The organism is Nocardia sp. GTS18, from assembly GCF_013839555.1.
In the GTDB taxonomy this organism is placed as follows: Bacteria; Actinomycetota; Actinomycetes; order Mycobacteriales; family Mycobacteriaceae; genus Nocardia; species Nocardia rosealba.
Map to the genome: position 1 here is coordinate 1 of NZ_JACBIU010000045.1, position 12822 is coordinate 12822.

At 69.0% G+C, this 12822-nt stretch carries 10 protein-coding genes and 1 pseudogene; 7 read left to right on the forward strand and 4 right to left on the reverse strand.

Going from position 1 to position 12822, the window contains the following annotated elements:
* A partial coding sequence (locus HYG95_RS22760) for an amylo-alpha-1,6-glucosidase (RefSeq protein ID WP_181700885.1) occupies positions 1-1691 on the forward strand: 1691 nt, incomplete at its 5' end.
* Between the two features lie 44 nt (positions 1692-1735).
* Here the strand turns inward: HYG95_RS22760 and HYG95_RS22765 are convergent.
* From HYG95_RS22765 to HYG95_RS25000, 4 genes are all read right to left on the reverse strand, one after another.
* A complete protein-coding gene (locus HYG95_RS22765; protein WP_181700887.1) occupies positions 1736-2605 on the reverse strand; it encodes a potassium-transporting ATPase subunit C in 870 nt (289 codons plus the stop codon).
* Between the two features lies 1 nt (position 2606).
* Positions 2607-4742 carry a potassium-transporting ATPase subunit KdpB gene (kdpB, locus tag HYG95_RS22770; protein ID WP_181700889.1) on the reverse strand — a complete coding sequence of 712 codons (2136 nt, stop codon included), beginning with the start codon at positions 4740-4742 and terminating at the stop codon, positions 2607-2609.
* Between the two features lies 1 nt (position 4743).
* Positions 4744-6414 (reverse strand): potassium-transporting ATPase subunit KdpA, encoded by a 1671-nt coding sequence (kdpA, locus tag HYG95_RS22775; RefSeq protein ID WP_181700891.1) that lies wholly within the window; start codon positions 6412-6414, stop codon positions 4744-4746.
* An 82-nt stretch (positions 6415-6496) separates the two neighbouring features.
* Positions 6497-6625 carry a hypothetical protein gene (locus HYG95_RS25000; RefSeq protein ID WP_255495634.1) on the reverse strand — a complete coding sequence of 43 codons (129 nt, stop codon included), beginning with the start codon at positions 6623-6625 and terminating at the stop codon, positions 6497-6499.
* A gap of 100 nt (positions 6626-6725) precedes the next feature.
* On the opposite strand from HYG95_RS25000, the pseudogene HYG95_RS22785 reads away from it, so the two are divergent.
* The 6 genes and pseudogenes from HYG95_RS22785 (at position 6726) to HYG95_RS22810 (ending at position 12813) form a co-directional block, all read left to right on the forward strand.
* A pseudogene (locus tag HYG95_RS22785) lies at positions 6726-9247 on the forward strand (ATP-binding protein).
* A gap of 4 nt (positions 9248-9251) precedes the next feature.
* A complete protein-coding gene (locus HYG95_RS22790; RefSeq protein ID WP_220139731.1) occupies positions 9252-9992 on the forward strand; it encodes a response regulator in 741 nt (246 codons plus the stop codon).
* Between the two features lie 190 nt (positions 9993-10182).
* The gene (locus tag HYG95_RS22795; RefSeq protein WP_181700893.1) at positions 10183-10629 is read left to right on the forward strand and encodes an OsmC family protein; all 447 of its coding nucleotides are present in this window, start codon (positions 10183-10185) and stop codon (positions 10627-10629) included.
* Positions 10630-10644: 15 nt separating this feature from the next.
* Entirely contained in the window at positions 10645-10923 is a 279-nt protein-coding gene (locus HYG95_RS22800; protein WP_181700895.1) for an acylphosphatase, read from the forward strand.
* A gap of 25 nt (positions 10924-10948) precedes the next feature.
* The gene (locus tag HYG95_RS22805) at positions 10949-11650 is read left to right on the forward strand and encodes a hypothetical protein (RefSeq protein WP_255495635.1); all 702 of its coding nucleotides are present in this window, start codon (positions 10949-10951) and stop codon (positions 11648-11650) included.
* Positions 11650-12813, forward strand: a complete 1164-nt coding sequence (locus HYG95_RS22810; protein ID WP_181700897.1) for a glutathionylspermidine synthase family protein — start codon at positions 11650-11652, stop codon at positions 12811-12813. Before HYG95_RS22805 ends, HYG95_RS22810 begins: the two co-directional genes overlap by 1 nt.
* Positions 12814-12822 lie beyond the last annotated feature (9 nt).

The following is a 12822-nucleotide window of genomic DNA, read 5'->3' on the forward strand; positions in this document are numbered from 1 at the left end:
GTCGGGCGGGTGGGCGCCGCGCGGAGATGACCACCGCCGACGGCGAACTGCTGCTGCACGACCGCGCCGACCTGGCGCGCGGGCTCGCCCTCACCTCGACGGTGGAGCCGATGGTGTTGCCCGGCACCATGATCTGGCGCATCGTCGTGCCCGCGGGCGGTCGCTGGCAGACCGAGATCGCGGCCCTGCCCGCAGGCGCGGCCCAGCGCCCGCCGATGCAGGGTTCGGTGGGCGAACGCTACCGGGCGAGCGAACCGGTGAAGAAGATCCAGGCCTGGCGGGCGACGGCCACCGACATCACCAGCGATTCCCTGATGCTCAACCGGATACTGCGGCGCAGCGAAAGCGATCTCGGCGCACTGCAGATCCACAGCGATTCCGGTACCGGCCGGCCGTTCGTCGCGGCGGGCGCGCCCTGGTTCATGACCCTGTTCGGTCGCGACTCCTTGCTCACCGCCTGGATGTCGCTGCCGCTGGAAACCGACCTCGCCCTCGGCACGCTGCAGCAGCTGGCCGAATTGCAGGGCGAGACAGTGGATCCGCTGGTCGAGGAGGAACCGGGCCGCATCATGCACGAGATGCGCCGCGGCCCGGCGGTCGGGCAGGTCCTCGGTGGCCAGATCTACTACGGCACGGTCGACGCCACCCCGCTGTTCGTGATGCTGCTCGCCGAATGTCTGCGCTGGGGGGCCGATCCCGCGTCGATCGCCACCCTGCTGCCCGCCGCCGACGCCGCCATCAGCTGGATCACCGATTTCGGTGACCGCGACGACGACGGGTTCGTCGAATACGTGCGCGCCACCGACCGTGGACTCATCAACCAGGGTTGGAAAGACAGCTTCGACGGCATCAATTTCGCCAGCGGCCAGCTCGCGCAGGCCCCGATCGCGCTGTGCGAGGTGCAGGGGTACGTCTACGCGGCGCTGCTGGCGCGCGCCGAACTCGCCGACGCCTTCGACGACGAACCGCTGGCCCGCAAGATGCGCGAACGCGCCGTCGCCTTGCGCACGAAATTCGCCGAGCAGTTCTGGCTACCTCAGTGTGGTTGGTACGCCGTGGCTCTGGACGGCAACAAGCGCCAAGTCGACGCGCTCACCAGCAACGCGGCGCACTGCCTGTGGTCGGGAATCGCCACCGACGAGCACGCCGAGATCCTGATCCGGCACCTGTCCTCGCCGGAGATGGACTGCGGATTCGGTTTGCGCACACTGGCTTCCAACATGGGTGCCTACAACCCGATGAGCTACCACTGCGGTTCGGTGTGGCCGCACGACACGGCCATCGCGGTGGCCGGGCTCATGCGGTACCAGCACGTGCCGGGCGCGATCGAACTGGCCACCCAGCTCTCGGCCGGGCTGCTCGACGCGGCAGCGGCTTTCGACGGCCGTCTCCCGGAGCTGTTCTGCGGTTTCCCCCGGGGACGCTTCGCCGCACCCGTGCCCTACCCCACCTCCTGCTCCCCGCAGGCCTGGGCCAGCGCCGCGCCGTTGCTGCTCATCCGCTCCTTCGTCGGCATCGACCCGGACGTCCCCGCCAAGACCCTGACGGTCCGCCCGCGCGTCCCCGCCTCGTGGGGCATCGTCCGCCTGGCCGATTTCCGGCTCGGCACCGACACGATCGACATGGAAGTGCGCGGCACCGAGATACTCACCGCGAGCCTGCCCGAGGGTTGGGAACTGGTGATCGAATAGCGCGGCGATGCGCCGGGAACCCCCGCGGTACCCGGCGCAGCCGTTCAGCGCGACAGCGGGAACTGTTCGTCCAGCGCGAGATTGAGCTCGAGGACGTGCACGCGCGGTTCACCGAGAAAGCCCAGCGTGCGACCGTGGGTGTGCTCGGTGAGTACGGTGCGCACCTGCTCGGGGGAGATGCCGCGTGCCCGCCCTACCCGGTCGACCTGGATGGCGGCGTACTCGGGGGAGATGTGCGGGTCGAGGCCGCTGCCGCTGGCCGTCACCGCGTCTGCGGGCACCACCGGGTGGGCCGGTGCGTCGCCGAGGACCGGAACGAGCACGCCCGTCGAGTAGTCCTCGCCGGTTCGCGCGCATTCCACCGCGACACCACGGAAGGTGGCGGTGAAGGGGCGCGTCGGACATGGCTCGTTGACACTGACCACCCGTTCCGGCCGCGACACGTCTCCGTCGGCATCGCGCGGACCCAGCACCGAGATCACCGCGCCCACACCACTTTCCGTGCAGAACTGGCGACGGCCGTCGACCCCCTCACGGACACCGACCTCCGCAGAACGCGCGCAGGCGGCGGTGAGCAGGCTGATCCGGTCCGCCGTGTCGACGATGTCCTCCGGGCCGAGATTGCTCGCGGCGGTGGCGAGCGGGTCGTAGCCCTCACCCGCCGCCGACGGACGGCTCTGGAAGTACTGCCCGAGGGCGGTGCCGTCGGCAGCGGTGAACGACTGCCCGATCAGGCTCGAGCCAACCAGCCTCCCGTCCCGCTCGACGAGCGATCCGGCGGCTCGCTGATCCAGACCGGGCAACTGGGCGATCGTGAAAACCGCCAGCGGGTAGGCGATTCCGGTGACCGCGGTGAGCACCAGCAGAGCACGCAGGGCGGCAAGGTGCTGGCGGAACCAGGTCGAAGTACGCATGTCAGGCCATCCCGGGAAGGAGTCGGACGAACAGATCGATGACTTTGATGCCGAGGAACGGCACGATGATGCCGCCCAGCCCGTAGACGGTCAGGTTGCGGCGCAACAGGACCGACGCGCTGCTCGGCCGGTAGCCGACGCCGCGCAGAGCCAACGGGATGAGCGCGACGATGACGACCGCGTTGAAGATCACCGCCGACAGAATCGCCGACTGCGGGCTGGCCAACCGCATGATGTTCAGCGCGTCCAGGCCGGGGAACAGCGGCACGAACAGGGCCGGGATGATCGCGAAGTACTTGGCGATGTCGTTGGCGATGGAGAACGTGGTGAGCGCCCCACGAGTGATGAGCAGCTGTTTGCCGATCTCCACGATCTCGATCAGCTTGGTCGGATCCGAATCCAGATCCACCATGTTGCCCGCCTCTTTGGCCGCCGAGGTGCCGGTGTTCATGGCCACGCCGACATCGGCCTGGGCCAGCGCGGGGGCATCGTTGGTGCCGTCGCCGGTCATCGCGACGAGGCGGCCTCCGTCCTGTTCCTTCTTGATAAGGGCGAGTTTGTCCTCCGGAGTCGCCTCGGCGAGGAAGTCGTCGACGCCCGCTTCGTCGGCGATCGCCTTGGCGGTCAACGGGTTGTCGCCGGTGATCATCACCGTGCGGATCCCCATCCGCCGCATTTCGTCGAAGCGTTCCCGCATGCCCTGTTTGACCACGTCTTTGAGATGGACGACGCCGAGCACGCGGGCGGTGCCGCCGTGGACCTCACCGACCATCAGCGGTGTTCCGCCGGACGCGGAAATACCGTCGACGAGGGCGGACGCTTCGGCCGGTACCGAACCGCCCTGCGCGCGAACCCAGTCGGCGACGGCACCGGCAGCGCCCTTGCGCAAGCGGCGCCCGTCGGCCAGGTCGACACCGGACATGCGCGTCTGGGCGGTGAACTCCACCCAGACGGCGCCCGGCAGTTCCCCCGCACCGCGCTCGCGCAGGTTGAACACCTCCTTGGCGAGGACGACGATCGAGCGGCCCTCCGGGGTTTCGTCGGCCAGGCTCGACAACTGCGCCGCATCGGCCAGCTCGTCGTCGAGAATCCCTGGCACGGCGACGAATTCGGCGGCCTGACGGTTACCGAGCGTGATGGTTCCGGTCTTGTCCAGCAGCAGCGTGTTCACATCGCCCGCCGCCTCCACCGCACGTCCCGACATGGCGAGCACATTGCGCTGCACCAGCCGGTCCATCCCGGCGATGCCGATGGCCGAGAGCAGCGCGCCGATGGTGGTGGGGATCAGGCAGACCAGCAGCGACACCAGCACGATGCCGGTGATGCCGTCACCGTCGAGCGCCAGGGTGTCGGCAACGCCCGGGTTGTTCGACTTCGAGAAGATCGCCAACGGCTGCAAGGTCGCGACCGCGAACACGAAGATGATCGTCAGCGCGGCCAGCAGGATGTTCAGCGCGATCTCGTTGGGCGTCCGCTGCCGGTTCGCGCCTTCCACCAGGGCGATCATCTTGTCGATGAAACTCGCGCCTGGCTCCTGGGTGATGCGGACGACGATGCGGTCCGAGAGCACGGTGGTGCCACCGGTGACCGCCGAACGGTCGCCACCGGATTCGCGGATCACCGGTGCCGATTCACCGGTGATCGCGGATTCGTCCACCGACGCGATGCCCTCGACCACATCGCCGTCGCCGGGGATCACCTGGCCGGCCTCCACCACCACGAAGTCGCCGCGACGCAGTTCGGGTGCGGCAACCCGCTGTTCGACGAGCGGGGCGCCCGGCGTCCAGTCGGTGAGCCGGCGGGCGACGGTGTCGGTCTTGGCTTTTCGCAGGCTCTCGGCCTGCGCCTTGCCGCGCCCCTCGGCCACGGCCTCGGCCAGATTCGCGAAGACCACCGTGAGCCACAGCCAGGCGACGACGGCCCAGGCGAAGAACGACGGTTCGGTGATCGCCAGCACGGTCGACCAGGCCGCGCCGATCTCCACGATCAGCATGACCGGGTTCTTCCAGAGGGTGCGCGGGTCGAGTTTGCGGATCGCCTCGGGCAGCGCCGTGCGCAACAGCGTCGGGTCGAGAACGCCGCGGGCGGCCCGCTCGGTGCGCGGTGCGCGCGGGGGAGTGAGGGTGGGGACGGTCATATCAGTGGATTCCTTCGGCGAGCGGCCCCAGCGCGAGGGCGGGCAGGAAGGTGAGCGCGACCAGGATCACCGTCACCCCGACCACCAGGCCGACGAACTGCGGCCGGTGGGTGGGCAGGGTGCCGACCGAGGCGGGCGTGTGGCCCTGCGCGGCCAGCGAACCGGCCAGTGCGAGCACGACGATGATCGGGACGAACCGGCCGAGCAGCATGGCCAGCCCGAGCGCGGTGTTGAACCAGGTGGTGTTGCCGGACAGTCCGGCGAAGGCCGAGCCGTTGTTGTTGGCGGCGGAGGTGAAGGCGTACAGCACTTCCGACAAGCCGTGCGGTCCGCTGTTGAGCATGCTGTCGCGCGGCCCGGGCAGGGCCGTCGAGACCGAGGTGCCGACCAGCACGATCAGCGGGCTCACCAGGAAATATGTGGCGGCGAGCTTGATTTCGCGCGGCGTGATCTTCTTGCCGAGGTATTCCGGTGTGCGCCCGACCATCAGGCCCGCGACGAACACCGTGACGACGGCCAGGATCAGCATGCCGTAGAGGCCCGAACCCACCCCGCCGGGCGCGACCTCGCCCAGCTGCATGTTCACCATGGTCACCAGGCCACCGAGGCTGGTGTAGGAGTCGTGGAAGGAATTCACCGCACCGGTCGAGGTGAGGGTCGTCGCCCCGGCGAACACGGCCGAATCGGCCACACCGAAGCGGGTTTCCACCCCTTCCATCGACGCACCGACGGCGGTGGGCACGGTTCCGTGGTGTTGCGACTGGAACACGCTGAGCAACGAAACGCTCACCAGAGCGATGGTTCCCATCACGGCGACGATCGCGTAGCCCTGCTTCGTGCTGCCGACCATGCGCCCGAAGGTGCGCGGCAGCGAGAACGCGATCAGCATCAGGGCGAAGATCTCCACGAAGTTCGTCCACGTGGTCGGGTTCTCGAACGGGTGCGCGGCATTGGCGTTGTAGAAACCGCCGCCGTTGGTGCCGAGTTCCTTGATCGCCTCCTGGCTCGCGACGGGGCCGCCGGTGATCGTCTGCGCGGCGCCGCCGAGGGTCTGCGCCACCTGGTCGTGCAGGTGGAAGTTCTGGATCACCCCGCCGGCCACCAGCACGATCGCGACGACGAACGCGAGCGGCAGCAGGATGCGCACGGTGCCGCGCACCAGGTCGACCCAGAAATTGCCGAGCTCACCGGTGCGGTGGCGGGCGAAACCACGGACCAGTGCGACGGCCACCGCCATACCCACTGCCGCCGACACGAAGTTCTGCACGGTCAGCCCGGCCATCTGCACCAGGTGACCCTGGGTCGACTCGCCGGAGTAGTTCTGCCAGTTGGTGTTGGTGACGAAACTGGCGGCGGTGTTCCACGCCAGCGCCGGCGTCATCTCGGTGCCCGGATCGTTCAAGTGCAGCGGCAGCGCCCCCTGGACCAGCTGGAAGAAGAACAAGCCGAGCACGCCGACGGCCGAGAAGGCCAGCACGCTGCGGGCGTACACCGGCCAGGTCTGCTCGACGTCGGGGTGCGCGCCGATCGCGCGGTAGATCAATCGCTCGGCACGGGAATGCCGCTCGCCGCTGTACACCCGGTACATGTAGTCACCGAGCGGCACGTGCGTCAGTGCCAGCGCGAGCACAAGGGCCGCGAGGAAGACGATCCCCGCTGTTGTCGTGGTCACTAGAACCTCTCCGGGAAGAGCAGGGCCGCCACCATGAAGACGGCGACACCCGCGGCGAGCACCAGACCGACCAGATTCGCGATCACAGCTTCTCCATCCCGCGCTGGATCAGGCCGAGCAGCGCGAAGACCGCCACCGTGAGCACCGTGAACACCACCACAGACATGTCCGACCTCCTCGCGCCCCACCGTGGGGCGCCAAGCCGAGTCAAGGCCTTCGGATGGGCGGCGCGGGCATTCCTTACGGATCCTTAGCGCACCGCGGCGCCGCCTTTGCGGGTTGTTGACGGTGCACCGGGCGATGATGAACCGGTGAAACGCGGTCGACTACGCATCTACCTGGGTGCCGCACCCGGCGTCGGCAAGACCTACGCCATGCTCGGTGAGGCACACCGGCGACTCGAGCGTGGCCGCGATGTGGTCGCGGGCGTGGTGGAGACCCACGGGCGGGCGAAGACCGCCCAGCTGCTCGACGGGATCGAGCGGATCCCGCCGAAGGCCGTGCCATACCGAGGCACCGAACTGCCCGAGCTCGACGTCGACGCGGTGCTCGCGCGCAAGCCCGCCGTGGTGCTCGTCGACGAACTCGCCCACACCAACGCCCCGGGCAGTGCGCACGAGAAACGCTGGCAGGACGTGGAGGCGATTCTGGAGCGGGGATCGACGTCATCTCCACGGTGAACGTCCAGCACCTCGAGAGCCTCAACGATGTGGTCGCCCAGATCACCGGCATCGAACAGCGCGAGACCGTCCCCGACGCGGTGGTGCGCGGGGCGGACCAGGTGGAACTCGTCGATCTGACACCGGAAGCGCTGCGGCGCAGGCTTTCCCACGGCAACGTCTACGCCGCGGACAAGGTCGACGCGGCGTTGCGGAACTACTTCCGGCCCGGAAACCTCACGGCCCTGCGCGAACTCGCGCTGCTGTGGTTGGCCGACCAGGTCGACGCGGCACTCGCGAAGTACCGGGCCGACCACGACATCACCGAGCTGTGGGAAGCGCGCGAACGCGTGGTCGTCGCGGTGACCGGTGGTCCCGAATCGGAGACCGTGGTGCGCCGGGCCGGGCGGATCGCCTCGAAATCCAGCGCGGAACTCGTGGTGGTGCACGTGGTCCGGGGCGACGGGCTGGCCGGGGTGTCCACGCAACGCCTGGCGCGGCTGCGTGAACTCGCCGCCGCGCTCGGCGCCTCGCTGCACACGGTCACCGGCGACGACGTGCCCACGGCACTGCTGGAATTCGCACGCGAGGTCAACGCCACGCAGCTGGTACTCGGCACCTCGCGGCGCTCGCGGTGGGCCCGGATGCTGGACGAGGGCATCGGCTCCACCGTGGTGCAACGCTCGGGCAAGATCGACGTGCACATGGTGACCCACGAGGAAGCCAACCGTGGAGTCCGGCGCAATCCGCTGCGAACACGCCAACCCGTGGTCGCCTGGGTTGCTGCCCTGCTCGTGCCCACGCTGGTGAGCGTGCTCTGCTGGGCGGTGCTCGACCGGCATCTGCAACTCGGTGGGCTCAGCGCGATGTTCTTCGTCGGGGTCGTCGCGGTCGCGCTGCTCGGTGGGGTGCTGCCCGCGAGCGCCTCGGCCCTGCTGTCGGGGCTGCTGCTGAACTGGTTCTTCACCACGCCGCGCTACAGCCTCACCATCGCCGAACCGGACAACTTCGTCACCGTGGTCGTGCTGTTGATCGTGGCGGTGGCGGTGGCGGCGCTCGTCGACCTCGCGGCGAAGCGAACCAGGCAGGCGCGCAAGGCATCTCGCCAGGCCGAGCTGCTCACCCTGTTCGCCGGGGCGGTGCTGCACGGCGCCGACCTACCGCGTCTGCTCGAACAGGTGCGCGAGGTCTACGGGCAACGCGCGGTGAGCCTGCGCTGCGGTGACGAAGTGATCGCTTCGGTCGGAGCCGACCCGCCGCATCGGGTCGCCGACGCGGCGACCGCGATCGAAGCGGGCGACGCGACCGGCGTGCTGCTGCTTGCCGGGCATCCGCTCGATCCGGGGGAGCGGCCCGTGCTCAACGCGGTGGCGAACCAGGCCGTCGGCTTGGTGCGTCAGCAGCGCCTCACCGAAGAGGCCGGGGCGGCGGCCGCACTGCTCGAAGCCGACCGGCTGCGACGCGCGTTGCTGTCGGCGGTGAGCCACGACCTGCGCACCCCGCTGGCCGGGGCCAAGGCGGCGGTGTCGAGTCTGCGCAGCGACGACGTGGAGTTCTCGCCCGAGGACACCGGCGAACTGCTCGAGGCCATCGAGGAATCCGTCGACCAGCTCACCGCGCTGGTCGGCAACCTGCTCGATTCGTCGCGGCTGGCGGTCGGGGTGGTCACGCCGCAGACGCGGCAGGTGTATCTGGACGAGGCGGTACATCGGGCACTGGTCAGCGTGGGTATGGGGACGAGGGGGCTGCGGCGTGCGGCGATGGACCGGGTGACGGTGGAGGTCGGTGAGATCTCGGTGTCGGCCGACAGCGGATTGCTCGAACGAGTACTGGCGAACCTGCTGGACAACGCCCTGCGCCACGCCGGACGCGACACGCCCGTGCGCGTGACCGCTGACCGCGTCGGCGACCGGGTCGTCGTCGCGGTCGTAGACACCGGGCCGGGCGTGCCCGCGGGTAGCGAGGAGCACCTGTTCGAACCGTTCCAACGACTCGGGGACCGCGACAACACCACCGGCGTCGGCTTGGGATTGTCGGTGGTCCGCGGTTTCGCCGAGGCCATGGGCGGTACCGTCCACGCCGAACCCACGCCAGGCGGCGGACTGACAGTGCTGCTCGACCTGCCCGCCGGTGCGTCTGCTTCGACCGCCCCCGCCGTGCGACGAGGAAAGTGAGGACATGAGCAACTCATCGGGGACGGACGCGCTACAGCCCGGCGATTCCCGGACGGCCGGGCCCGCCACCCGCGTGCTCGTGGTCGACGACGAACCGCAGATCGTGCGCGCGCTGCGGATCAACCTGTCGGTGCGTGGGTACGAGGTGTTCACCGCGGGCAACGGCGCCGCCGCGTTGCGCGTGGCCGCGGAGAAGCAGCCGCACGTGGTGATCCTGGACCTGGGCCTGCCCGATCTGGACGGGATCGAGGTGCTCGCCGGGCTGCGCGGGTGGACCTCGGCACCGGTGATCGTGCTCTCGGCGCGCACCGATTCGGCCGACAAGGTGGAGGCGCTCGACGCGGGCGCAGACGACTACGTCACCAAGCCGTTCGGGATGGACGAACTGCTGGCCCGGCTGCGGGCGGCGGTCCGGCGCGGTGCGGGGGCGGCCGACGAGGCGGAACCGGTGGTTGTCACCGATTCCTTCACCGTCGACCTGGCCACCAAACAGGTCACCAAGAACGGCACGCCCGTCCACCTGACCCCCACCGAATGGGGGATGCTCGAGATGCTGGTCCGCCATCGCGGAAAACTTGTGGGCCGCAAGGAATTACTGCGCGAGGTGTGGGGCCCGGCGTATGCCACCGAAACCCACTATCTGCGGGTCTATCTGGCCCAGCTGCGCCGCAAACTCGAGGACGATCCCGCCCACCCCCGCCACCTGCTCACCGAGCCGGGGATGGGCTATCGCTTCCACCAGTGACACGGTTCGCCCAGGCGCGGCGCAGGAGTCCGGCCTCGAGCCGAGCGCATGGGCGCGGCCGCACCTGTGCCTTTCGAAACCGGACATGCCTCAGTGGGGTAGTGCGCGGCGTCACTCACCGGAATGACGATCGAGGCGCCGACGTTCCCAGGCGTGAGTTGTTCCCCACGAGGATGGCAGGATCAGGCCCATGTCAGTTGAGCAGAACGCACCCGTGACCACCGCGCCCGTCGAACTATGGGTCGAGCGCACCGGCACGCGGGCCTACACCGGACGCAGTAACCGTGGCGCCGAGGTACTGATCGCCTCGCAGGGTGTGCCCGGCGCGTTCACCCCCGGTGAGCTGCTGAAGATCGCCCTCGCCGCGTGCACCGGGCTCAGTTCCGACCTGCCGCTCTCGCGTCGCCTCGGCGACGACTTCGACGCGACCATCCGCGTCTCCGGCGACGCCGACCGCGAGAACGAGCTGTACCCGCAGCTCGACGAGGTGTTCGAGCTCGATCTGTCCGAACTCGACGAAGAGGCCCGCGAACGACTGCTGGTCACCGTGCAGCGCGCCGTCGACAAGGTGTGCACCGTCGGTCGCACACTCAAGGCGGGCACCAAGGTGACCTTGAACTTCGACATCGACGCCTGACTTCGAGGAGCCGTTGTGACCGAACCTGTCCGACTGTCCGCGTGGGTCCACGGGTACGTCCAGGGTGTGGGTTTCCGCTGGTGGACACGCTCGCGTGCACTGGAACTCGACCTCACCGGGTACGCGCGCAACCACGCCGACGGGCGGGTCCACGTGGTGGCCGAGGGACAACGAAGCTCGGGCGAGAAGTTGCTGGAACTGCTACGGTCCGGCAAGGCGCCTGGGCGGGTCGACCTGGTTGTGGAAAGCTGGGAGCCCGCGCGCGGTGACATGACCGGATTCGAGGAGCGGTAGAAGTGACTTCGGGGGTTAGGCGGCAGTGAGCACACACAACCCTGGTTCGCCCGACCAGCCGGACGAGCCGGGCGGATCATCGCCCTGGACCCCGCCCGACTCCGGCGCGGGCCCGACCCCGCCGGAACAACCCGCGGGCACGCCGCCCACCTGGCCGCCGCCACCGCAACAACCGCCGCAACCACGTCCCGGCCGAATGGCCAGGCAGGAACCGGGCCGCACCCAGCCCCGCCCGCCGACGGTCGCCGAGGCACGGGCGCGCGAGAAGGCACGCAAACAGGCCGAGCAGGCCGAACGCGCCGCCGCCGAAGCCGCGGAAGCCAAGCGCCGCACCAGGAAACGGGTGATGATCGGCGGTGTCGCCGTGGTCGGTGTCGCCGCCCTCGTCGGCGGCGGCTACCTCGCCTACCGGGCGGTCAACGCGCCCGAACAGGTCACCGCTTCCTGCGTGCAGATCGACCAGAACGGCCAGGAGGTCGTCGTCCCGGACGAGCACTGCGGCGACGGCAAGACCAACTTCCGCAGCGACAACTCCGGTGGCATGGGCAGCCTGATCCTGCTCGGGTGGCCGCAGTACCGCTACCACTACGGCGGCAACGCCACCATCGGCCGGCCGCCGAGCGGGGGCACCACGGTGAAACCGCGCAACGCCGAGATCAAGACCAAGTCCGGCACCACCGTTCAGCGCGGTGGCCTGGGCAGCAAGTCCGGCGGGAGTGGTTCCTAGTGCGACGTGTCGCGAGTACGCCACGGCCGGGCTGGCAGCAGATCATCGAAAGCCAGGGGCTCGTCTACGGCGTGCCCGGCCGCGATGCCAGCGGTCAGCCGCGGCCCTACTGGGACGAATCGGTGCACTACGAGTTCTCGATGGACGAGATCCTCGCGCTGGAAGCCGATGTGGAACTGCTGCAGTCGATGTGTCTGCACGCGGCCGAACACGTGGTACTCACCGAGCGGTACGCCGATTTCGGTCTGCCCGAATGGAGTTGGGGCCCGATCGCCGAATCCTGGCGCCGCAGTGACCCTTACGTGTACGGCCGGTTCGACCTGCGCTACGACGCGCGCCGCCCAGCCAAACTGCTCGAGTACAACGCCGACACCCCCACCTCGCTGCTCGAAGCCGCCATCATCCAATGGCACTGGCTGCAGCAGGTGTATCCCGGTGGGGACCAATGGAATTCACTGCACGAGAAGCTGGTGGAGCGCTGGGGCGAGCTGCGTGATGTGCTGCCCGGCACCGAACTGCACTTCACCTGGTCGGGTGCCGACGCCACCGGTGAGGACAACGTCACCACCGCCTACATGCAGGAAACCGCCGCCGAGGCGGGCTTCGACACCGTCGCGCTGCCGATCGAGGAGGTCGGGTTCGACACCGAACTCGGCCGGTTCGTCGACCTCGCCGAGGCGCCCATCGAATCGGTCTTCAAGCTCTACCCCTGGGAATGGATCCTCGACGACGACTTCGGCAAACGCGTCGTCGCGAGCATCCCGCAGACCGCCTGGATCGAACCACTGTGGACCACTCTGCTGAGCAACAAGGCGCTGCTGGCGATCCTGTGGGAGATGTATCCCGGCCACCCGAACCTGTTGCCGGCCTACCTCGACGACCCGCACGAGCTCACCGAATACATCCGCAAACCCAAGCTCGGCCGTGAAGGCGCCAACATGACCATCGTCGGTCCCGGCATGGAGACCGCGACCGGTGGCGTGTACGGCGCCGAGGGCTTCGTCTACCAATTGCTCGACCCGCTCCCGGAATTCGACGGCATGCGTCCCGTGCTCGGGGCGTGGGTCGTCGGTGACAACGCCGCCGGGCTCGGTATCCGCGAGACCGCGGGCCTCATCACCGATGACGGCGCCGCGTTCGTCCCGCACCGCATCGTCGACTGACCACAACAC